The sequence below is a fragment of the Massilimicrobiota sp. mt181 genome (assembly GCF_055420065.1).
This window is the reverse complement of sequence record NZ_JBVAYN010000013.1, coordinates 1-22,334: the sequence shown is the minus strand read 5'-3', so window position 1 is coordinate 22,334 and position 22,334 is coordinate 1. Positions and strand designations below refer to the sequence as shown.

At 32.1% G+C, this 22,334-nt stretch carries 26 protein-coding genes; 3 read left to right on the top strand and 23 right to left on the bottom strand.

The annotated features are described in order from the left end of the window. Positions 1-21: 21 nt before the first annotated feature. The 9 genes from ACZYT4_RS08505 to rpsO all read right to left on the bottom strand — a co-directional run bounded on the left by ACZYT4_RS08505 (position 22) and on the right by rpsO (position 10,222). On the bottom strand, positions 22-327 hold the full coding sequence (locus ACZYT4_RS08505; protein WP_463784630.1) for a PTS sugar transporter subunit IIB: 306 nt from the start codon (positions 325-327) through the stop codon (positions 22-24). Between the two features lie 47 nt (positions 328-374). Beyond that, positions 375-980, bottom strand: a complete 606-nt coding sequence (yihA, locus tag ACZYT4_RS08500) for a ribosome biogenesis GTP-binding protein YihA/YsxC (protein ID WP_463784626.1) — start codon at positions 978-980, stop codon at positions 375-377. A 43-nt stretch (positions 981-1,023) separates the two neighbouring features. Beyond that, positions 1,024-3,351, bottom strand: coding sequence for an endopeptidase La (gene lon / locus ACZYT4_RS08495; RefSeq protein ID WP_463784622.1), 2,328 nt, complete (start codon positions 3,349-3,351; stop codon positions 1,024-1,026). Positions 3,352-3,445: 94 nt separating this feature from the next. Next, on the bottom strand, positions 3,446-4,726 hold the full coding sequence (gene tig / locus ACZYT4_RS08490; RefSeq protein WP_463784620.1) for a trigger factor: 1,281 nt from the start codon (positions 4,724-4,726) through the stop codon (positions 3,446-3,448). Positions 4,727-4,790: 64 nt separating this feature from the next. Then, on the bottom strand, positions 4,791-5,714 hold the full coding sequence (locus ACZYT4_RS08485; RefSeq protein WP_463784618.1) for a hypothetical protein: 924 nt from the start codon (positions 5,712-5,714) through the stop codon (positions 4,791-4,793). Positions 5,715-5,833: 119 nt separating this feature from the next. Then, the gene (locus ACZYT4_RS08480; RefSeq protein ID WP_463784615.1) at positions 5,834-6,952 is read right to left on the bottom strand and encodes a 6-phosphofructokinase; all 1,119 of its coding nucleotides are present in this window, start codon (positions 6,950-6,952) and stop codon (positions 5,834-5,836) included. A gap of 118 nt (positions 6,953-7,070) precedes the next feature. Then, positions 7,071-7,625, bottom strand: coding sequence for a Maf family protein (locus ACZYT4_RS08475; protein WP_463784612.1), 555 nt, complete (start codon positions 7,623-7,625; stop codon positions 7,071-7,073). Continuing rightward, positions 7,618-9,750, bottom strand: coding sequence for a polyribonucleotide nucleotidyltransferase (pnp, locus tag ACZYT4_RS08470; RefSeq protein ID WP_463784610.1), 2,133 nt, complete (start codon positions 9,748-9,750; stop codon positions 7,618-7,620). The genes ACZYT4_RS08475 and pnp overlap by 8 nt, the downstream gene beginning before the upstream one ends. 205 nt (positions 9,751-9,955) lie before the next feature. After that, the gene (gene rpsO / locus ACZYT4_RS08465; protein WP_463784607.1) at positions 9,956-10,222 is read right to left on the bottom strand and encodes a 30S ribosomal protein S15; all 267 of its coding nucleotides are present in this window, start codon (positions 10,220-10,222) and stop codon (positions 9,956-9,958) included. Positions 10,223-10,390: 168 nt separating this feature from the next. Between rpsO and ACZYT4_RS08460 the strand changes: the two genes are divergently transcribed. Further along, positions 10,391-11,242: an NAD(P)-dependent oxidoreductase gene (locus tag ACZYT4_RS08460; protein WP_463784604.1), complete on the top strand. Its 852-nt coding sequence runs from the start codon at positions 10,391-10,393 to the stop codon at positions 11,240-11,242. Here ACZYT4_RS08460 and ACZYT4_RS08455 read toward each other — a convergent pair. The 12 genes from ACZYT4_RS08455 to ACZYT4_RS08400 are packed head-to-tail and all read right to left on the bottom strand — an operon-like array spanning position 11,237 to position 19,405. After that, a complete protein-coding gene (locus ACZYT4_RS08455; protein ID WP_463784602.1) occupies positions 11,237-12,091 on the bottom strand; it encodes a DMT family transporter in 855 nt (284 codons plus the stop codon). The two genes, ACZYT4_RS08460 and ACZYT4_RS08455, sit on opposite strands and share 6 nt — an antisense overlap. Before the next feature lie 45 nt (positions 12,092-12,136). Beyond that, positions 12,137-13,057: a dihydroorotate dehydrogenase gene (locus tag ACZYT4_RS08450; RefSeq protein ID WP_463784601.1), complete on the bottom strand. Its 921-nt coding sequence runs from the start codon at positions 13,055-13,057 to the stop codon at positions 12,137-12,139. Next, positions 13,050-13,808, bottom strand: a complete 759-nt coding sequence (locus ACZYT4_RS08445) for a dihydroorotate dehydrogenase electron transfer subunit (protein WP_463784598.1) — start codon at positions 13,806-13,808, stop codon at positions 13,050-13,052. Before ACZYT4_RS08445 ends, ACZYT4_RS08450 begins: the two co-directional genes overlap by 8 nt. Then, complete coding sequence (locus ACZYT4_RS08440; RefSeq protein WP_463784595.1) at positions 13,809-15,083, bottom strand: dihydroorotase; 1,275 nt, start codon at positions 15,081-15,083, stop codon at positions 13,809-13,811. Beyond that, positions 15,076-15,948 carry an aspartate carbamoyltransferase catalytic subunit gene (locus tag ACZYT4_RS08435; protein WP_463784593.1) on the bottom strand — a complete coding sequence of 291 codons (873 nt, stop codon included), beginning with the start codon at positions 15,946-15,948 and terminating at the stop codon, positions 15,076-15,078. Before ACZYT4_RS08435 ends, ACZYT4_RS08440 begins: the two co-directional genes overlap by 8 nt. Positions 15,949-16,000: 52 nt before the next feature. Continuing rightward, a complete protein-coding gene (gene coaD, locus ACZYT4_RS08430; RefSeq protein ID WP_463784591.1) occupies positions 16,001-16,498 on the bottom strand; it encodes a pantetheine-phosphate adenylyltransferase in 498 nt (165 codons plus the stop codon). Then, positions 16,498-17,055: a 16S rRNA (guanine(966)-N(2))-methyltransferase RsmD gene (rsmD, locus tag ACZYT4_RS08425; protein ID WP_463784589.1), complete on the bottom strand. Its 558-nt coding sequence runs from the start codon at positions 17,053-17,055 to the stop codon at positions 16,498-16,500. The genes coaD and rsmD overlap by 1 nt, the downstream gene beginning before the upstream one ends. Positions 17,056-17,064: 9 nt before the next feature. Continuing rightward, complete coding sequence (locus ACZYT4_RS08420; protein WP_463784587.1) at positions 17,065-17,412, bottom strand: YlbF/YmcA family competence regulator; 348 nt, start codon at positions 17,410-17,412, stop codon at positions 17,065-17,067. Between the two features lie 9 nt (positions 17,413-17,421). Next, positions 17,422-17,604, bottom strand: coding sequence for a YlbE-like family protein (locus tag ACZYT4_RS08415; RefSeq protein WP_463784584.1), 183 nt, complete (start codon positions 17,602-17,604; stop codon positions 17,422-17,424). Next, complete coding sequence (gene ylbD, locus ACZYT4_RS08410; RefSeq protein ID WP_463784582.1) at positions 17,597-17,905, bottom strand: spore coat protein YlbD; 309 nt, start codon at positions 17,903-17,905, stop codon at positions 17,597-17,599. The genes ACZYT4_RS08415 and ylbD overlap by 8 nt, the downstream gene beginning before the upstream one ends. Positions 17,906-17,933: 28 nt before the next feature. Then, complete coding sequence (locus tag ACZYT4_RS08405; RefSeq protein WP_463784579.1) at positions 17,934-19,148, bottom strand: FtsW/RodA/SpoVE family cell cycle protein; 1,215 nt, start codon at positions 19,146-19,148, stop codon at positions 17,934-17,936. Then, complete coding sequence (locus tag ACZYT4_RS08400; RefSeq protein ID WP_463784577.1) at positions 19,145-19,405, bottom strand: UPF0223 family protein; 261 nt, start codon at positions 19,403-19,405, stop codon at positions 19,145-19,147. The genes ACZYT4_RS08405 and ACZYT4_RS08400 overlap by 4 nt, the downstream gene beginning before the upstream one ends. A gap of 125 nt (positions 19,406-19,530) precedes the next feature. Here ACZYT4_RS08400 and ACZYT4_RS08395 point away from each other — a divergent pair, with 125 nt between their 5' ends. Together ACZYT4_RS08395 and def are read left to right on the top strand one after the other, a co-directional pair. Further along, on the top strand, positions 19,531-19,743 hold the full coding sequence (locus ACZYT4_RS08395; RefSeq protein ID WP_463784575.1) for a hypothetical protein: 213 nt from the start codon (positions 19,531-19,533) through the stop codon (positions 19,741-19,743). A 73-nt stretch (positions 19,744-19,816) separates the two neighbouring features. After that, positions 19,817-20,386, top strand: a complete 570-nt coding sequence (gene def, locus ACZYT4_RS08390; RefSeq protein ID WP_463784573.1) for a peptide deformylase — start codon at positions 19,817-19,819, stop codon at positions 20,384-20,386. Between the two features lie 134 nt (positions 20,387-20,520). Here the strand turns inward: def and ACZYT4_RS08385 are convergent, their stop codons facing one another. Further along, positions 20,521-21,801, bottom strand: coding sequence for an O-acetylhomoserine aminocarboxypropyltransferase/cysteine synthase family protein (locus ACZYT4_RS08385; protein WP_463784571.1), 1,281 nt, complete (start codon positions 21,799-21,801; stop codon positions 20,521-20,523). An 80-nt stretch (positions 21,802-21,881) separates the two neighbouring features. Beyond that, positions 21,882-22,307, bottom strand: coding sequence for a hypothetical protein (locus ACZYT4_RS08380; protein ID WP_463784569.1), 426 nt, complete (start codon positions 22,305-22,307; stop codon positions 21,882-21,884). Between the last annotated feature and the right edge of the window lie 27 nt (positions 22,308-22,334).

Below are 22,334 nucleotides of genomic sequence, written 5' to 3'. Positions count from 1 at the left end.
TAACTTTTTAAATCCATCTATTTATTGACCATGAATAATATTTAAAGCCTGTTTTAAAACAGAATTTCCATTCATCATACCATAATCTCTCATATCTATATGAGCAACAGGTACTCCTGGAGCTTCTGATTCAATCTTTTTTTGTGCATAACGAACTTGTGGTCCTAATAAAATGATATCAGCCTTATCTGCATTAGCTTTCACTTCATTAGCACCTACCGCCCATATCTGAGCATCAATACCTTGTTCTGATGCGGCTTTCTTCATTTTTTCAACTAACAGGCTTGTAGACATACCTGAGGCACAACATAACATAATATGTACCATAATTCTTCCCCTCCTTGCATCTATTATACAAGAAACAAAAGAATTTGTTAAGAAGCGTTATTTTCTAAATCGCAAAGTTTTAAAATATTTTGCCATAATTCATCAACGCCTTTATTTTTTAAGCTTGAAAAACGTACAAACATATCTCCTTTTTGAAAATCTAAAGTTTCTTTAATACGTCTTTCATTCTTTTTCAAATCATTGCGTTTTAATTTATCTTCTTTTGTTGCAACAACAATCACTGGAATTTCATAATACTTCGCATATTGATACATTTGAATATCATCATGTGTAGGTTTATGACGATAATCCACTATCAAAATCAATCCCTTAAGTAAATCACGTTCTTTAAGATATGTATCAATCATTGTCGCAAAGTTTTCTTTGATTGCATCACTTACCTTTGCATAACCATAGCCAGGAACATCCACTAAACATAATTCATTGTTAATGTTGAAAAAATTTAAAGTACGTGTTTTACCAGGTGTGCCGGATACCTTAGCTAATTTCTGACGACCTGTTAAAGTGTTGATAAGACTAGACTTACCAACGTTACTACGTCCAGCTAAACATATTTCAGGTAAGTGATGATCTGGCCATTGTGATTTCCATGCAGCACAAAGCATGAATTCGGCTTTATTGACTTTATACATAGGATCTCCTTTCAAAAAAACTGCTGATTATTATCAACAGTTTTTATTGTTTAACCAAAGCATTTTCTAAAACAGTGTCGATATTATCAGCCAAAATAATATTCAAATCATTTTGAACTGATTGAGGAATATCATCAATATCTTTTTCATTATCCTTAGGAATGATAATTGTACGAATACCACTACGATGAGCAGAAATAGATTTTTCTTTCAATCCACCAATTGGTAAAACCTGTCCACGTAAAGTAATTTCACCCGTCATAGCAACATCATCACGAACTGGACGATTACTAAATGCGGATAAAATAGCTGTTGTTAAAGTGACTCCAGCACTTGGTCCATCTTTTTTAACAGCTCCTTCTGGAACATGAATATGAATATCCTGTTTATCAAAAGCAATATTTTCCAAACCATACTTTTGAGAATTTGCTTTCATATAATCCAATGCTATAGAAGCTGATTCTTTCATAACATCACCAAGCTGTCCAGTAATAATAAATTTACCACTTCCAGCAAAATGATTGACTTCAATTGGTAAAATATCTCCACCATATTGTGTATATGCCATACCAGTCACAACACCAACTTGTGGTTTATCTAATTTCTTTGTATGTTCAAATGGTGCTTTACCAAGATATTCTTCTAAATCTTCAACATTTAATGTTAATTTTAAACTTGAATCTTTTAAGATTTTTAAAACGGCTTTACGACAAATCTTTGCGATTAATCTTTCAAGCTGACGAACTCCTGCTTCACGCGTATAATGACGAATAACGTACATTAAAGCATCATCAGTTAATGATAACTGTTCTTCATTTAAACCATGAGCTTTTAATTCCTTTTTCAACAAATGTCTTTTTGCAATTTCCAATTTTTCCTGTTCAGTATATGAAGAAATTTCAATAATTTCTAATCTGTCTCTTAAAGGATCAGGGATACTTCCTAAATCATTAGCAGTTGCAATAAATAAGACTTTTGATAAATCATAAGGTTCTTCTAAGTAGTTATCAGAGAAGAATTGGTTTTGTTCTGGATCTAACACTTCCAACATTGCACTTGTTGGATCACCTTTATAATCACTAGACATCTTATCAATTTCATCTAACAGGAATACTGGATTGATAACACCAGCTTTCTTCATTCCTTGAATGATTCTTCCTGGCATAGATCCAAGATATGTTCTACGATGTCCTCTGATTTCAGCTTCGTCTCTTACACCACCTAAAGAGGCCTTTACGAATTTTCTACCTAAAGCTCTTGCGATAGATTTAGAAATAGAAGTTTTACCTACTCCTGGTGGACCTACTAAACATATGATTGGAGCATTTAAAGATTGTGTCATTTGCTTAACAGCTAAATGTTCAACAATTCTTTCCTTTGGTTTTTCTAATCCAAAATGATCTTCATCAAGAATTCTTTCCACTTCATTGATATCCTGAGTATCTTCTGTTTCCTGATACCAAGGTGTTTTCATAACCCAATCAATGTATGTTCTGACAACGTTAGCTTCTGAAGAAGCTGCAGGCATCATATCATATCTTCTTAATTCTTCTTCAATTTTATCTTTAATATGTTGAGGATATGGTTTTGACTGAATTTCTTCACGAATATAATCCGTATCATCTTCTTTATTAGGTGTATCACCTAATTCTTCTTTAATAGCACGTAATTTTTCTCTTAAATAATATTCTTTTTGGTTTTCATCAATGCTTTCTTTCACTTTTACATTGATTTTTTCTTCAATTTCATTAATAACTTTTTCTTCTTCCATGCTACCAAGAACTAACAATAAACGTTTATTAATATCACATTCTGCAAGAATAGCCTGTTTTGTTGGTAACTCCACATTGATGTACTGACCAATTGTATCAGCCAAAGCACTTGCACTCATTCCTTGTGATAAGCTTGAAAAGACTTCACGTGGAAAAATCTGAAGATTTTTATGCATTGTTTGCATCTGATCTGTTATTTTTCTGACCAAAGCAATTTCTTCAGCACGATCTCCATGAATATCTTCAAGATATTTTGTCTTTGCAAATAGACAACCATTTCTTTCTTCTAAGTTCAAGATTTCAATTCTTTTTTGACCTTCCACCGTCAATTTAATTGTTCCGTGATTATCTCTTTTAATTCTTCTTTTAATCTTACATAAAGTTCCATAGTGATAAACATGGTCAAAATCTGTATTTTCATCGAGTGGATTCTTTTGAGAAATAAAAACAACATTCTCATCAAATTCATTGATACTTGTTTCAATTGCTTTTAAACTGAAACTTCTTCCTACATCTAAAGAAATTTCATGCGAAGGGAAAACAACCATCCCTCTGGTACAAATGACAGGTAAATCAACGACAATATCTAATTCATCCATAATTCATGACCTCCTTTATGTTTTCATTATTATATATAATAATGAGTCACTTGTCTATTCATTTGATTTAATAAAACAAGACGCTTGAAGCGTCTTATTTCACATTATCTTTAATCAATTGAACAGCTTTACGTGTTGCTAAATCATTTTTAATTTGTACTTGCTGTCCTTCGAAGAGTTTTTTCACTTCATCAAATTCTCTTCCATAATAACTTGCAATTTCTTTGATTTCTTCATCTACTTCTTCATCGCTAACTTCAATATTTTCTACTTTAACAATTTCAGATAAAATCAAATTGAATTTGACACGTTTTTCAGCTTGTTCTCTCATTTCTGCCTTCATATCATCAAGAGTTTTTCCAGTTAATTGTTGGAATAAATCTAAAGTTAAACCTTGTTGAGATAAATTTTGTTCAACTTCTCTAATCATTTGTTGAAGTTCAGTTTCAATCATTGCATCAGGAACTTCAAGTGGTGTATTTTCAATAACAGCATTGAAAATATCATCACTAAATTTAGCTTCAGCTTCATTTTGTTTTCTATTTCTAATTTGTTCTTTTGTATAAGTTTCTAAATCAGCCAATGTTTCAATTCCATCAACATTAATATCTTTAGCTAATTCATCATCAATTTCAGGTAAAACTTTTGATTTGATTTCATGAACTTTCACTTTGAAAGTTGCTTTTTGACCAGCTAAATCAGCAACTTGGTAATTTTCTGGGAAAGTGACTTCAATTTCTTTTTCTTCACCTACACCCATACCAATTAATTGTTCTTCAAATCCAGGAATAAATGATCCTGAACCAATTTCTAAAGGATGGTTTTCTCCTTTTCCACCTTCGAAAGCGACACCATCTTTAAATCCTTCGAAATCGATAACTGCTGTATCTCCGTTTTCTACTTTGCCATCTTCTTTAATGACTAATTCAGCAAATTGATTTTGATAATTCTTTAATTCTGCTTCAATTTCTTTTTTTGTGACCTTAACTTGTGCTTTTTTTACATCTAAACCTTTATATTGTCCTAATTCAACAGTTGGTGCAACTGGAGCATTAACTGTTAATTTTAATACATCTTCAGAAATTTCATCAATTTTCACTTCTGGTTGTCCAACTGGATGGATATCATTATCCAATAAAATACCAGAATAGTTTTTCTGTAAGATCATATCAGTTGCTTCTTCAAGAATAGCTCCTTTTCCAAGTCTAGCCTTAACCATTTGTTTAGGAACATGACCTTTTCTAAATCCATCAATTCTTACTTGTTTTGCTAATTTGTTTAATGCTTTTTCTTGAGCATCTTTCCATTCTTCTGTTGTAAAAGTCACTTTGACTTCCATCATAGATTTTTCAAGTTTGTTACAAACTGTTTCCATTTATACTTCCTCCATTATTTCAACACGCTTATTATACATGAAACAATCTCATAATGCAACTATTTTAACACTCAACTTGTTTGAGTGCTAAAATTTGTTCTTCAATTGCTTCTAAATCACAATAATATAAAATTTCTAATTCTGACAAGTCAATATCTATAGAAAGTAATGTGGCGACATAATAATGTATTGCTGCCGCAAAAACATTATAATCCATTTCATCTATTTCTTTTGGATAAAATGCATAGAGTAAATATTCAAGATATTCTTGACATTGTTCCAATAAAGATGGGTTCTCATTCTCCAAAGCATTTTCCAGATACCTTAAAATACCCTCATATTGCATTTGCTCAAGAACCATAGGCATATAGCTTGGATTCAACGGATAAATCTCTCCAAATTTTTCAACCTCCATCTCTTCATCAACTTGTTGATCAATCATAATTTCAATCAATAAAGTTTTAGCAAAGAAATGTCTTTGAGGATCAATCAAATATCTTTTGACAGTTGGAATAATCATACGAATATTTAATTGCTGTAACTGATCTAAAGCCATATACAATAAATCTTCATTGCATTCCTTCTTATTTAAAAGCTGATCAATTTCTTCAATTGAAAAAATCTGGTTCTTGCTTTCCACTTCATAGCGCGCCTCTTGCTTTTCTAATAGGATTTCATCATATGCTGTGTTAAATAGATTTTCATATTGATATGGAATGTATGGCATCGATAATTCTTCTATCAACAAATCAATAGCTTCTTCAAATTCTCCTAATTCTTTTAAAGCAACAATATACATTGAAACAACATCATAGTATGTTGATTGAGCCATTGCTTTTGCCCTCATACCTTCTTGTTTTGCCTTTTGATATTCACCAAGTCCTATAAGACAGACAAGCCTTAAGTATCTTGTTTTCTCATCATTCATATCACGCAAACTATCCAAAGCCTGAAGATATTCACCACTTTCAATTAATTCTTCAACCATTTTTTCACCTCTTTTGACTTGTACGAGTTATTCTATCAAAGTTCATTCATTTAAGCAAATAAAACTAAAATTTTTTTCTTTAAAAAACTGTTATACATTTTTTGTATAACAGTTGGACTTTATTCGTCTCCAAAACAAACACCAATAGCTTTAGCAGCACGAACCAATTCACCATTTGGATCAACACGTTTCTGTTTTCCAAATTTAGCATCCCCAATCACTTCTTCTAATGAAGTATAATCCATTTCTTCTCCATGAAGAGTGACAACATTTCCAAATAGACCTTGATCAATCAATTCACATGCTTTGACACCAAAACGAATTGATAAGATACGATCATAAGGGCTAATGTCTCCACCACGGATAATATGTCCAGGATTGACAGAACGAACTTCATGATTTGGAATGACTTTTTCTAAATCATCAGCAACCTTTGCTGCTAATCCACTATATCGAACAGGATCTGGTGAATCTTCAACGATTTTACCAATAACCTTTGTTCCATCGGCATATTTAGCACCTTCAGCCACAGCAATAACTGTATAAGGCAATCCTTGTTCATCACGTTTAGCAATGTGTTTAGCAATATTTTCAATTGTAAATGGAATTTCTGGAATCAAACATACACCTGCATTTCCAGCTAAACCAGAATATAAAGCAATCCATCCTGCATCTCTACCCATTAATTCACAGCAGATAACACGATGATGAGATTTCGCAGTTGTCTGTAAACGATCAATAAACTCTGTTCCCACACTCATTGCACTAATAAAGCCATAAGTTAAATCGGTACTTGATAAATCATTATCCATTGTTTTTGGAACACCAATGACATTGACACCTTTTCTTGAAAAATCTCTGGCACTTGTTAAAGTTCCATCGCCACCTAAAACGACTAAAACATCAACACCAGCTTTCTTAAGATTTTCAACACCTACATCACTGACATCTTTTTTAACTTTTCCACCTTTTCCATCATCAACTAAATAATCAAAAAGGTTATCTTTATTAGAACTATACAAAATAGTTCCGCCCTCTTTATAAATGTTTTCTACTTTTTCTTCTGTTAATTCAATATAATTATTGTTATATAAACCACGATATCCATAAACATAACCGATAACTTCCCAACCATATTTACGAATAGCTGTTTTTGTAATTGTTCTAATAACTGCATTCAATCCAGGACAATCTCCTCCTCCTGAAAGTAATGCGATTCTTTTGACTTCCTTTTCCATATCCATTATCCTCCACAATCAATTTCCATTTCTCATTATAATAAAAATCGAACAAGAAAACAACATAAAATGTATCCGTTTACAATATTTTTTTACAAAAATTATAAATTAAAAACAATTATTTTTTTAGTAAATAATCTTTAATACGGCATACAGGAAGACCTATGACATTATCTTTATCACCAACAATATGATCAACAAAAACTTCTGCTGCACCTTGAATCCCATATGCACCTGCTTTACCTTCCCATTCATTTGAATCCAAATATGCTTCAATCATATCAGTGATATCTTTGAAATAAACTTCTGTTTTCTCACAAAAACTTGTTAAAGTATCGGCATCATAAATAGCAACAGCTGTGTAAACATCATGTTTATGATGCGATAAACGATGAAGAATTTGATTGGCTTCTTCTCGACTATGCGCCTTACCAATCACCTGATTTTCAAAATAGACAACAGTATCTGCACCAATAACAATATCTTGAGGATATTTTTGATGAATTGGTGTTGCCTTTTTTATTGCAAGCTGACGTAATCTTTCATCAATAGGTGATGAATCATCTAATGTTTCTTCAATAAAAGAAGCATCAACTATAAAGTCAATGCCTTCTCTTTCCAGCAATTCTTTCCTTCTTGGAGAAGTGCTAGCTAATATTATCTTTTTATGCATGTTCCTTTTTTTCTTCTTTATGTATTGGTTTAGGTAATAATGCTTTTCGAGAAACATTAACACCTTTATCAGTAATTTTTGTGACCTTTACTTTAATGATATCACCTATTTTTAATACATCAGATGCCTTATTGATGCGTTCATGAGCAATGTCTCCAACATGCAAGAAACCATTTGTTCCTTCAAAAAGTTCAACAAATGCATATTTATCTTCTACACGAACAACTTTTCCATCATAAATTTCACCAACTTCAGCTCTTCTTACAATATTTTCAATTAATTTTGCTGCAGTTTCAATAGCTTCTTGGTCATGATGATAAATTGTCACACGTCCATCCTGTTCAATGTCAATCTTAACATCATTTGATTTTTCAATGATTTCATTGATTGTTTTTCCACCTGTTCCAATAACATCTTTAATTTGATCAGGTTCAATCTTCATCATATAAACTTTAGGTGCATAAGGGCTTAAATGATCTCTAGGTTCACTAATAGCATTCATCATACATTCCATGATTTGTTGACGACCAACTTTCGCCTGTGCTAAAGCTTCCTGTAATATTTCTTTAGTTATACCGTCAATTTTAATATCCATCTGTAAAGCGCAGATACCATTTTTTGTTCCAGCAACCTTAAAATCCATATCACCTAAATGATCTTCCATACCTTGGATATCTGTTAAGATTGTATAATCGTCACCTTTTTTGACTAACCCCATGGCAACTCCACTCACTGGATTACTAATAGGAACGCCAGCAGCCATTAAGGCCATAGATGAAGCACAAATTGAAGCTTGTGATGAAGAACCATTAGATTCTAAAACTTCAGAAACGACACGAATTGTATATGGAAACTCTTCTTCACTTGGAATGACTTGAGCCAAAGCTCTTTCACCTAATGCTCCATGCCCGATTTCACGACGACCTGGAGCACCCATTCTTCCTGTTTCACCAACTGAATAAGGTGGGAAATTATAGTGATGCATAAAACGTTTTTGATCTTCAAGACCAAGGCCATCAATTTTTTGATGTTCTCCCAAAGCTCCTAAAGTACAAACAGAAAGCACTTGTGTTTCACCACGTGTAAATAATGCTGATCCATGAACTCTAGGAAGTAAGTCAACTTGTGCATCCAATGGACGAACTTCATCAATTTTACGTCCATCTGGTCTAATCTTATCTTCTGTAATTAATCTTCTCACTTCATCTTTTTCAAGATCATGTAAAACAATCTTCACCTGTTTAATAACAGCTTCCTGTTCCTTTAAATCAGCATATTCCCTATTTTCAAACAAAGCAACAACTTCTTCATTAATTTGATCGATTGCAGCATATCTTTCTAATTTACCAGGAATAGAAACAGCCTGAATCATTCTTTCTTTTGCTAGTGATTCGACTTCTTCAACAATATTTTGATCCAATTCAAATAATGGTATTTCAATTTTTTCTTTACCATATAAAGCTACAATTTCTTCTTCAAAAGCAATTAACTGTTTAATAGCTTCATGTCCAAACAATAAAGCATTTAACATTGTTTCCTCATCAACTTCTTTAGCGTCAGCTTCAACCATATTAATAGCTTCTTTTGTTCCAGCAACTTCAAGATTAATTAAACTTCTTTCCATCTCTTCAGGACCAGCATTAATTGTAAACTCCCCATCAATAAGTCCAACATTTACCCCAGCAATAGGTCCATTGAATGGAATATCTGATAAACATAATGCCAGTGATGCTCCTAGCATAGCAGCCATTTCTGGTGATGCTTCCTGATCAACAGATAAAACTGTATTGACTACCTGAACTTCATTTCTAAACCCATCTGCAAAAAGTGGTCTAATTGGACGATCAATCATACGTGCTGTTAAAGTTCCATGTTCACTTGGACGCCCTTCTCTCTTTAAAAAACCACCTGGAATTTTTCCTACTGAATATAATTTTTCTTCATATGTAACTGTCAAAGGAAAAAAATCAACATCTTTTGGTTCTTTTCCTGCTACAGCAGTAGATAAAATGACTGTATCATCATATCTAATTAAAACAGAACCATTAGCCTGTTTTGCTAATTCACCTGTTTCAACAGTTATTGTTTTTCCATAAAAATCTAAACTTTTTACATGTTTCGACATATTATATTTTCACCTCGTTTATTATCTTTGTCATTATAGCATATTTTATTATAATAACAAAACATTTCTTTATTTTTTCAAATCTCTTTCATCAAAATATATAGTTGTATAACTATCATTTAAAAAAATCATAGACTTTCACTAACAACCGATAATCTTCTCATATCATTGAGATAAAAAGAAAAGATATTCAAAATGAATATCTCTATCTTCTTAAACCTAATTTGTCAACTAATGCTGTATATCTATCAATATCTTTGTTTTTAAGATATTTTAATAAATCTCTTCTTCTACCGATTTTCTTTAAAAGACCTCTGTTTGAATGATAATCTTTTTTGTGAACTTTAAAGTGTTCATTTAGTTTGTTGATATCAGCAGTTAATACAGCAATCTGTACTTCTGGAGAACCAGTATCTCCTTCTTTAGTTGCATATTCTTTCATAATAGCAGTTTTTTCTTCTTTAGTTAACATTTCCATTTCCTCCTTATTTAAACTTAGCCATGTCCAAGTCATAGGTTGAGGACTCTTATAACCTAGATATAGCCGCATTTGTTATTATAAGGAAAGCTCAAAAAAAGTCAAGTTCTTTATTGATTTTCATAAAAAGAATTTATAGAATATTCCAAAGGAGGATTTTTTATGGAAAAAATTGCATTTATTGGTGTTGGTGTTATGGGTAAACCCATGGTTCTCAATCTTGCCAATGCCGGTTATGATGTCACAATCTATACACGCACAAAAAGTAAAGTTCAAGACTTGTTAGATCAAGGAATCACTTGGAAAGATACTGTTTGTGAATGTATTCAAAATCAGGATATTATTATGACAATGGTTGGCTATCCACAAGATGTTGAAGACATTTATTTTGGTCAAAACGGTATCATCAAAAACGCAAAAAAAGGAGCTATTTTAATAGATTTTACAACATCGTCTCCAAAACTTGCTAAACGCATTTATGAAAATGCAAAAGAAAATCAATTAGAAAGTTTAGATGCCCCAGTATCTGGAGGTGATATTGGAGCTAAAAACGCGACTCTTTCCATTATGGTTGGTGGCGACAAACAAACATTTCAAAAAGTCAAAAGAATATTAGATACCTTGGGCTCAAGTCTCTATGTTGGAACAGCGGGTATGGGTCAGCATACAAAAATGGCCAATCAGATTGTGATTGCAGGTACGATTGCTGGTGTCAGTGAAGCTATCCATTATGCTGAGGTGCATCAATTGGATATGAATATCCTGATGCAATGTATCACAAAAGGCGCCGCTTCAAGCTGGCAGTTAGAACATAATGGGCAGGCGATGATTGATGGACAATTCCAACCAGGATTCTATATTAAACATTTTATTAAAGATATGAAAATTGCCAAAGAAGAAATGGATAATCAAAAGTTACCTGTTTTAAATACCGTTTTACAAATGTATCAAAGTCTTCAGGAAGATGATCTGGGTACGCAGGCTTTGATTCATTATTTTAAAGAAAACTCATGAGGTTTTCTTTTTTTGTATGATCATTAAAGAAATCAATAATAATACAAAACTCATAAAATGCAACAAATCAAAATCTTCGTTTAAAAAGACAAGTGACTCAATATAAGTAAACACAGGATTTAAACCTAAAAAGAAACTTGTCTGAACAGCCCCAATTTGAGCAATTGCTTTCATATATGTCACTTGTATAAAAGCAAAACCAATCCCTGATATCAACAAAAATAAAATCCAATGCCAGATACTTAATGAACTTAATTGTGAAAAAGCTAACTGCCCATCCCACAAGCAATGGATAAATAAAAAAAGAGAACCCATTAATAATTCAAAAAAGATAAAACTGATTCCATTGGAAATATTCCATTTTTGAATCAGAATATTCCCTAAAATATAAAGAATTATTCCAATCAAAAGATAAAAGAAGCCAATTTGGATGGAAAAAAGCTGAAAATGAATTGATAGTAAAAAAGCAAACATTGATAAAAACATGGCTATCCATTCTTTGAATGTATGATGGTTTCTAAAAAAAAGAAAAGATAATAAAAATGTAAGAGATGGAGATAAAGCATTCATAAATGCATTATCTACACCTTTAACTTGATTCATTCCCAAGAAAGTAAAATAGAAATTCAAATAAATTGACAAAAGAGAAATCATTATCAGCTTCTTCTTATTTGGGCATTGAATTGGAATATGATAAAAATAGATATATAAACCTAAAAATAGAAAAGATAGGACTACTCTTAAAAAAGCTAAAAATAAAAAAGGGATATGGGAAAGTAATAATTTCATGACAATAATATTACTTCCCCAAAAGAAACTTGCTAAAAAAAGTTGAAAATAAATGGACATACTACTCACCCTTTCTAGTATGTCCATTTTCATTTATTTCAATCATTATTCATATTGATGTGATTTACCAATAATCTCATGAATATCTTCAATTCCCATTTCATCTAAAATATCATTCATTTCCTGAATAATTTTTGGGCAGGCATAAGGATCCACTAAATTCTGACATCCTACCGCAACTGCGCTAGCACCAGCAATCATCATTTCAATAGCATCCTTACCACTTGCAATACCTCCCATTCCAATAACTGGAATAGAAACAGCTTGACTAACTTGATAAACCATGCGTAAAGCAACTGGGAAAATAGCCGGTCCACTATATCCACCTGTTTTATTCGCAATAATTGGTTTACCAGTACGGATATCAAAACGCATCCCAACCAATGTATTAATCATTGTAATTCCATCAGCACCAGCCGCTTCTACAGCTTTTGCCATTGCCACAATATCTGTTACATTAGGAGATAGTTTGACATAAACAGGTTTTTGACTAACCTCTTTAACAGCACGAGTGACTTGTGCAGCCATATCTGGATTTGTGCCAAATTGAATACCTCCAGCATGTACATTTGGACAAGAAATGTTTAATTCCAATGCTCCAACCATATCATGTGATGATAAACGTTTTGCTGTCTCAACATAATCATCAAGAGCACTCCCACCTATGTTCGCGATAACTTTGTCAGTATATAATGGTCTTAATTTTTCTAATTCTTCATTCATGACTGCATCAACGCCAGGATTTTGTAAACCAATAGCATTCAACATACCACTTGGTCCTTCAGCAATTCTTGGCAAAGGATTTCCATAACGTGGTTCTAAAGTTGTTCCCTTAAGCATCATTGAGCCTAAACAATTAATATCATAAAATTTCGCAAATTCATAACCAAACCCAAAAGTTCCACTTGCAGGAATAACGGGATTTTTCATATCAAGTCCTGGTAAAGAAACACGTAAATTAGCCATTAACAATCACCTCACTAGACATTAATACTGGACCTTCCACACAAATACGTTTATAAGGTTTTGTTTTAACCTTACATGAGCATCCCATACAGGCACCAAAACCACAGCCCATACGCGCTTCAAATGAAAGATAACCATTATCAGGATATTCTAAAACTAATGCATCTAACATTTTTTCTGGTCCACAAGCATAATATTTATCAAACGATAATTGATTTTCTTTTAAAGCATCAATGACTGTCCCTTTTGTTCCAACACTTCCATCCATTGTTGCGATATATGTAGGGCAAATTTTTTCAAATTCTTTATCATAAAATATATCTGTCTGACTATTAAACCCCAAAACCGCCTGAACGCGAACACCTTTTTCTTTTAACGTCTTAGCCAACTTATACATTGGTGGAACTCCAAGACCCCCACCAATCACAACAGCTTCTTTCGCATCAAGATCAATAAAACCATTACCAAGACCCATAAGACAATCTAATGACTCACCAATCTTTTTTTGTGATAAAATTTTTGTTCCTTCTCCTACCACCTTAAAAATCATTGTCATTTGTTTCTGAGTATAGTCACAAATACTCATTGGACGTCGTAAATATGGTTGTAATGAATCATTAATTTTAATATTGATAAATTGTCCAGGAGCTTCAATAAAACTAGCAGCATCTCCTTCTAAAACCATTTCATAAACATCTCTTACAAGTTCTTTTTTAGAAACAATTTTCATCATTCCCTGATAGTTCACCATCTATTTTTCCTCCAATTCCATGAATTTACCATTAATGATATTTGCAAAAATCTTACCATAACATTCAACTCCTAAAAAAGGTGTATTAATTGATTTTGATTGAATGTCTTTTTCTTCAATTGTGAAAGATTGATTTAAATCAAAAATACATAAATTAGCTAAACTTCCTTTTTGAATTTGACAATCCAAATTCAAAACTTGTGCAGGACCAATCGTTAATGCATCAAGCACAGTTTCTAAAGAGACCAGATTTTTTTTGACCAAATAAGTATACAATAATGAAAATGCATGCTGTAAACCAATAATTCCAAATGGTGCTTTATCAATCGTTGTATTTTTTTCTTCTCTGGCATGAGGCGCATGGTCTGTCGCAATAACAGTAATTGTATGATCATTCAATCCCTGAATTAAAGCTTGATGGTCTTCCTGACTTCTTAAAGGAGGATTCATTTTATAATTTGGATGACAATCTTTAATATTATCTTCAGTCAAAATCAGATGATGTGGTGAAGCTTCACCTGAAACAGACAAACCTTCTAAGCGAGCTTGCTTTAATAAAGCAACTGTTTCTTTCGTTGAGATATGGCAAATATGATAACGATTATGATATTGTCTGACAATATCAAGATCTCTTGCAACCTGTTTAAATTCTGAAGCACTGTTAATTCCTACTAAACCATGTTCTTTGGCATAATGTCCCTCATGAATACAACCACCATGTAACTCACTTTCATCTTCACAATGAGCAACAATAATGGAATCAAGATTGCCTGCCAACTGCATTGCTAATTCCATCATCTCATCACTTTGGACACCTTTTCCATCATCAGAAAATCCCAAAACAATATCTTCCTGAACAAGTTTAGCCATATCAACAAGTTTTTGACCCTGTAAATTTTCTGTAATAGCACTATATGTATAAATATTCACATGCCCATCTTGAGCAACACGTTGTTTAAAATCTTCCACAGTTTCTACATCATCCATACATGGTAAAGTATTCGCCATAGCAACAATCGTTCCATAACCACCATATAAAGCACTCAAACTACCTGTTTCAATTGTCTCTTTATGTTCATATCCTGGTTCTCTTAGATGTGTATGAATATCAATAAAATTGTGAGAAACCAGTTTTCCCTGTAAATCAATCACAGGGACATCAGCAGTAATATCACGATCAATATCAACAATATAACCATCTTTGATCAAAAGATCAACATTCTGGAATTGTCCTAAATAATATAAATAAGCATTTTTTAATAAGTAACTATTCATCTTCTAATACCTTATGAAGCATAGCCATTCTTACATAAACACCATTTTGCATTTGTGTAAAAATACGGCTCTTCTCACTTTCCACTAATTCATCTTTAATTTCCACATCTCGATTAATAGGTGCAGGATGCATGATAATGGCAGAATCTTTCATACGTTTATATCTTTCTAAAGACAAGCCATAAATTTGATGATATTTTTCTTTTGAAAAATTTTCATCCCCAATATGTCTTTCATGTTGAACACGAAGCAGCATAACAATGTCCATATCTTCAATGACATCATCAAAATGAACATAATGATAACCTTCCTGCTTATATTCCAATGGTCCAGAAGTATAAACATTCATTCCCAATCTTTGCATAACATGATAGTTTGAATGGGCAACACGTGAGTGAAAAATGTCTCCCACAATCACAACATTCAATCCTTCAAAATGTCCAAATTCTTCTTTAATTGTCATTAAATCTAACAATGACTGTGATGGATGATTGCCTCTACCATCTCCCGCATTTAAAATAGGAACTTTCAAATTTTCTAATTGTTTATAATAGTCTTCTTCTGGATGACGTATAACCAAGGCATCACATCCTATACTTTCAAAAAGTTTACAAGTATCATATAAAGTTTCGCCTTTTTTCAAACTAGAATTGCTTGCTTCAAAATTTTGTGTTCGACATCCCAAATTGCCAGCAGCCATATCAAAACTATAATGTGTTCTTGTTGATGGCTCAAAAAAAAGATTGGCAACAACCTTTTTTTGATGATAATCAATAGTTTTTCCTTTTTTAAAAGCAATTGCTTCATCAATAATATCTTGAATTTGTTCCAAAGATAAATCATTTAAATCTACAATTTTTTTCATATATCCTCCTTATCTGACTCATATCTATACTCTACCTTTATCATATCAAAAGTCATTTTGTTTGACAAATATTCAACTTATCTAATTTCATTTTTAAAGCTTTTTCCACAACATCAGGTACCAAACCTTTTACACTATGCTGATGTGAGGCAATTTCTTTCACTGAAGAAGAAGAAATATAAGAATGATTAGGTCTTGTCATTAAGAAAACCATATCAATGCTATCATCTAAATATTGATTAGAAAAAGCTAATTGCGATTCATATTCAAAATCCATTGTCGCACGTAATCCACGTACTAAAATCTGCGCACCCATTCTTTTGGCATATTTGACAGCCAAATCATCACTTGCGTCTATATAGACATTATCATACTGCTGAGTTACACTTTTTAAAAGTTCCAATCTTTCTTCTAAAGAAAATAATGTTTGTTTTTGAGGATTTATAAATATTGTTACATAGAGCTCATCATACATTTTACTGGCACGCTCTATAATATCTAAGTGTCCATTTGTAACTGGATCAAATGTTCCGGCATAAACTGCTTTCATTATTTCTTCTCCTTATATTCCAATATTTCCATCATTGTTATTCCATAATTTTGAATTTTTTTCAAAACAAAAGGTTCATGAACCTCTATCTTTTCTTCTTTTAAATCTTCAATAACAATCACACAGCCATCATTTAACATCTGGTGCTGATTTAAAAAATCTAATATTTTCTGATGTATCTTCATTCCATAGGGAGGATCTAATAAAACCAAATCAAAACGAATTCCCTCTGTTGAAAAATTAAATAGAGCTTTTGAATAATCTGATTTATAAACATGAACCTGATTTTCAATTTTTAAAAGTTTGACATTTTCCTGTATTGTTGTAAAAGCACGATATTGATGATCTACACTATATAATTCATCCATCCCTCGACTGATGGCTTCAATTCCTAAACCGCCACTACCAGCAAACAAGTCCAAACATACACCACCTTGAAAATACGGGCCAATCATATTAAAAAGATTTTCTTTATTTTTATCAGTTGTCGGTCTTGTACGTTTTGAATCAACGCTTTTCAATTGTCGACTTTTAAATTTTCCAGCAATTACTCTCATTTTCCTACCTCATATTTTCCATCGATTTTGCTTCAAATCAGAACTGATATTCTGAAAAACAATTTCTGTTACTTCTTCTAACATATCATTTAATTGATAATATGCCTGATAATATTTTTGAATATCAGGATTTTGTTTGATTTCTTCTTGAATCTCTTTTAATGACGCCTTTAAATCATCTTGTCCTACATCATGTGAATATTTTTTTATTCTCAAATAATTTTCCATTAAATCCTGATATCTGGACAATAACGCCATTGTATGATTATCATAGAGCTCTTTTTGTGCCTGCTGATAATTTTGAAACTCTGAAGTCTGTATAATAGAGTCAATGAGATTATTAATCATTTCATACATATTTTTCACCTATAATAACATTTCTAACATTTGTAATACTGTTCCTACTTTTTCAATACGATCTGCTAAAGTCAGTTTATTTTCAACTTTATATTGCTGTAAAAGTGTTGGAAACTCCTGTGGATATCGTGAAAGAATCAAATACCACTTAGGATGTAAACGCAAATATTGTCTCATCTCTTCATTAATCATCATACCACTGCCTATTTTGTGATGACGGTTGTTCTTTAACAACAAAAGTACTGACAATATCTAAAATTTTCTGAAGGCCTTCAAAACTTTTAGATAAAGCATCCAAATCCACATTTTTTAAAATATCCAAAATAGCAGTGAAATCATTTTTGTTTTTTTTATATGGTTCCCACATTTTATCATCTTCGCCATATAAAACATAAAATTCATATAATTGTTGCCAAGTATAATGTCCTTTGACAACTTCTTCCCTAATTGCAGGGATTGTTTTTACAAAAGCTTTAAATTCATCTATTTGCATATTCTCACCACTATTAGAATATGCATCATTACTCAATTTGTTCTTTTAAAAGATCTCGATTATATTTTGCAATTATAGATTGAGCAATTCCCAATCCCATCATTGCTGCCAAAGTTGAAGAGCCCCCTGAAGATATTAACAACAAAGGAACTCCTGTCATAGGAATAAATCCAGAAACACCACCAACATTTACAACCAAATGAGTAAAAAAGTACAAACCAACACCATAAAGAATCAGTTTACTTTTTGTATCTTTAATCTGTATCGCATAATGAAACATTTTGTAGATAATAATAAAGTAAGGTATCAAGAATAATAAGAATCCTGCTAACCCCAATTCTTCATAAATAATCGCCACAATAAAGTCATTGTGAGATTCTGGAATATATCCATATTTTTGAGTAGAAGCACCAAATCCCTTTCCAAAGAGACCTCCTGTCGCAAAAGCAATCAATGAGTTTGTCAATTGCCATCCATCACCTTCAATATCACCTAATGGATTCAACCATGTATAGATACGTCCTAACTGATAGGGTTTTAAAATAAATGTTGCACCTAAAACAACCAGAACAATCCCTATTCCCAATAAAATCAAAGCTAATTTTTTATACTTAGTATAATATGGTCGTGGAGTAATAAAAAATAGCATCATACAAATAAAAGCCAGTATTAAAGAACTTCCCATATCTCTTTGTAAAAAGGCACCTATAAAAAAAGCAATAAAAATCATTAAAATGGGTCTAAAGATACAATACCATACTTTCTTCTTCTGTAATCTTTCTTTTTTTGTTTTCGATATATTTCGTGGAATTTGACAATACTCTTCGATTTCTCCGAAATGAAAAGACAGAAAAAGTATCATAATGATTTTCATAAACTCTGCTGGTTGAATACTAAATGAGCCAATACGTATCCATGCATGAGAACCATTTCCATCATCAAAGAATAGACAGAAAACCATCAAAGCCAAACCAATGACATAAAAAATCCAGGTTGTACGATAGGTTACCCAGCTTTTTTTGAAACAACGCGTCAAAAAAATCATCAATCCAAATCCAACAAACACAAATATCGCTTGTCTGATCATATTCATAGAAGCATACATAGCACCCATTTTGGCTGACTGACCTACTGATGCACTTCCAATCATAACAATTCCATAAATAGCAAGAATAACCACACAGAAATATATTGTTTTATCTACACCTCGACTTTTAAATATTTTTTTTAGAAAACTAATCATCGCATGTCAATCCAATCATTTTCCTGTGCTTTTTTAAATACCTGATATATTGAATAATGTGATACTTTCTCAAAAGCTGTATCAATTTGTTTTTGTTCACTTTTAGAGTCAACAACAGATGTATATCGACGATAACAATTCATAAACTCCTCTTTAGAAATGCCTTCTTCATAAGCTTTTTCTACAGCATTATATAATGCCATAACATCTATAATATCTTGTGTATCCCAAAAAGGACTTAATGGATAATCGTACATGTTTTTTCACTTCCTATCTTTTTTCATATTATACATGATATTATTTAAAAATAAAATAAGAATTAGGTAGAAACACTAGCAAATTTGTAAATAAAGAATAGTTTAAAGTGAAAGGAGGGATTTCAATGAACTCTTGTTATAACTATGGAGGATGCGGATGCAATAGTTTTATGCCAACATTTGGATGCAATCCATTTGGATGTGGTGGATGTAACAGCTTCCCTATCATGACAACAAGTTGTGGTGGCTTCGGTTGTGGTAATGGCTGCACATGGTTTGCGATTGTCTTGGTTGTTTTCTTATTATTAATTATCTGTGGCTGCACAAAAATTTGTTAAAAGAGAAAATATGCTAGATTTCTAGCATATTTTTTTTGTTTATGATACAATACTTGGCGAGGTGATTAAAACTATGATTTTAATGAAAGATATTATTGATGATCATCATCCTTTGATTCGTGAAATTTCTAAGCCGGTTGAGATGCCTCTAAGTCAAGAAGATGAACAATTATTACTAGATATGCATGAATTTCTTGTCAATTCACAGGATGAAGAGATGTCTGAAAAATATCAATTAAGACCTGCTGTTGGAATTGCAGCAGTACAGCTTGGCATTTTAAAAAGAATGTGTGCAATCCATGTTCTAACATATGATCAAGACGGAAATATAAAAAAAGCAGATGACTACGCTTTAGTCAATCCAAAAATTGTTTCTTATACTGAAAAACAATCTTATCTGAAAGATGGTGAAGGATGTTTAAGTGTCAATGAAGAAAAGGATGGTTACGTACCAAGACATGCAAAAGTAACAGTTAAAGGATACGATGTTTTAACACATCAAGATGTGACAATTGTAGCAAGAGGATTCTTATCTATCTGTTTGCAACATGAATTAGATCATTTTGATGGCATCCTTTTTTATGATCATTTCAATAAAACCAATCCAAAAGCACCTATTCCAGATGCTATGATTGTTGAATAAAGATTCTATTCAAATAATGAAAAATGCTTTATCTTTTCGATAAAGCATTTTTATTATGTCATTATAACCAGTTCAATCATCAATGATGAGATATATTCAATATTTCCATGAAAAAATTACATTCATGACATTTCTTATAATTCAATTTGATCAAAAGCCTGTTGTAAATCAGCAATTAAATCATCAACATTTTCTAATCCTACAGAAATACGGATTGTTCCCTGTTGAACTCCTCCAGCCAGTCTTTCTTCTTCACTCATTTGGGCATGTGTTGTCGATGCAGGATGTGTTAATAAACTTCTTGAATCCGCAAAATTCGTCACATGAGTAAAAAGTTGAATATGGTTGATAACAGACTTTCCAGCTTCTAATCCACCTTTGACACCAAATGTAAATAATCCCCCAAATCCTCTTGGAAAATACTTTTGACATAATTCATATGATGAATGCCCTTTTAATTCTGCATAGCTAACCCATTCCACTTTTTCATTTTCTTGTAAAAACTGTGCTATTTTTCGAGAATTTTCAACATGCTTATCCATACGTAAAGATAATGTTTCTAATCCAAGTAAAGTCATATAGGCGTTAAATGGAGACATACATCCACCTAAATCACGCAACGTTTTGGCCACTGCTTTTGTACAAAATGCTTGCTGTCCTAAATCTGCATAGACAATATCATGATATGCTTTATCTGGCGTTGTCATTAATGGATATCTTTCATTGTGCCAATCAAAATTTCCACTATCCACAATAATACCACCCATAACATTACCATGTCCAGCTATATATTTTGTGGTAGAATAAACAACCAAATCAGCCCCATGTTCAATTGGCTTAAACAAATATGGTGTAGGTGTTGTATTATCCACGACAAATAAAATACCATAACGATGACATAAAGCACTTATAGCATCAAAATCCAACATATCACCATTAGGATTTCCAACTGATTCAACAAAGACCATTTTTGTCTTTTCATTAATGAGAGCTTCCATTGCAGATAAATCTCTTGGATTGACAAAATGAGAAATAAAGCCCATTCCTCGCATTGTTCCAGATAAAGAACCAATTGTTCCACCGTAAAGATTATTAGCTGCAATAATTTCATCTCCACTTTGACATACAGTCATAATTAACCCCATAATAGCTGCTGTTCCTGATGCAAATGCGACTGCACCAACACCACCATCCAAAGCAGCCATTCTTTGTTGAAGAACATCAACAGTTGGATTGGATAAACGTGAATAAAAATACCCACCTTCTTCCAATGCAAAAATATTCTTCGCCTGATCTGCATCATCAAATGTAAAGGCATTAGATAAATAAATAGGAACTCCTGTTGCCTTCGTTACTGGATCAGGTTTTTGTCCAGCATGAATTTGTAAAGTTTCAAATTGATATTGTTTTGACATAAACATTCCCCCTTTATGAAAGATATTGTAACACATTAAGAATATAAAAAAAAGATAAGAAAAAGCTATCTTCCGATAGCTTAATAGTAATGATTACATATATTGACCATATCCTCAATATAAACACGTCCACCTGATAAAACATCATCATCAAGGTAATGTTTAGATTTTATTGATTTTTTACACGAATATGTTTCACGCATTAATGGTAAATCCTGTTTCAGACAAAGTTGAATGACTTTTTCCATTTCCTTGCTTTTAAAGCAAAACAAATTAAATAAAGCTAAATTGCGAATATGCTTTCTTGAAAGCTGACAAATAAAATTTTCTAACTCTTTATCTTTTAAACAAGGATATTCTTCAAAGCCAATAACAAGTAAATCAATATCTTCTTGAAAACAGAAGTCAGTTATAGGCTTCGCATAGGTACGTGCATATCTTGCCATATCCTCAGCCAGAATTTTTGCATCTTTACAATGTGTTGTATAGACTACCTGAACCTTCATATAACTAACCTCCCTCTTTTTTGCCAG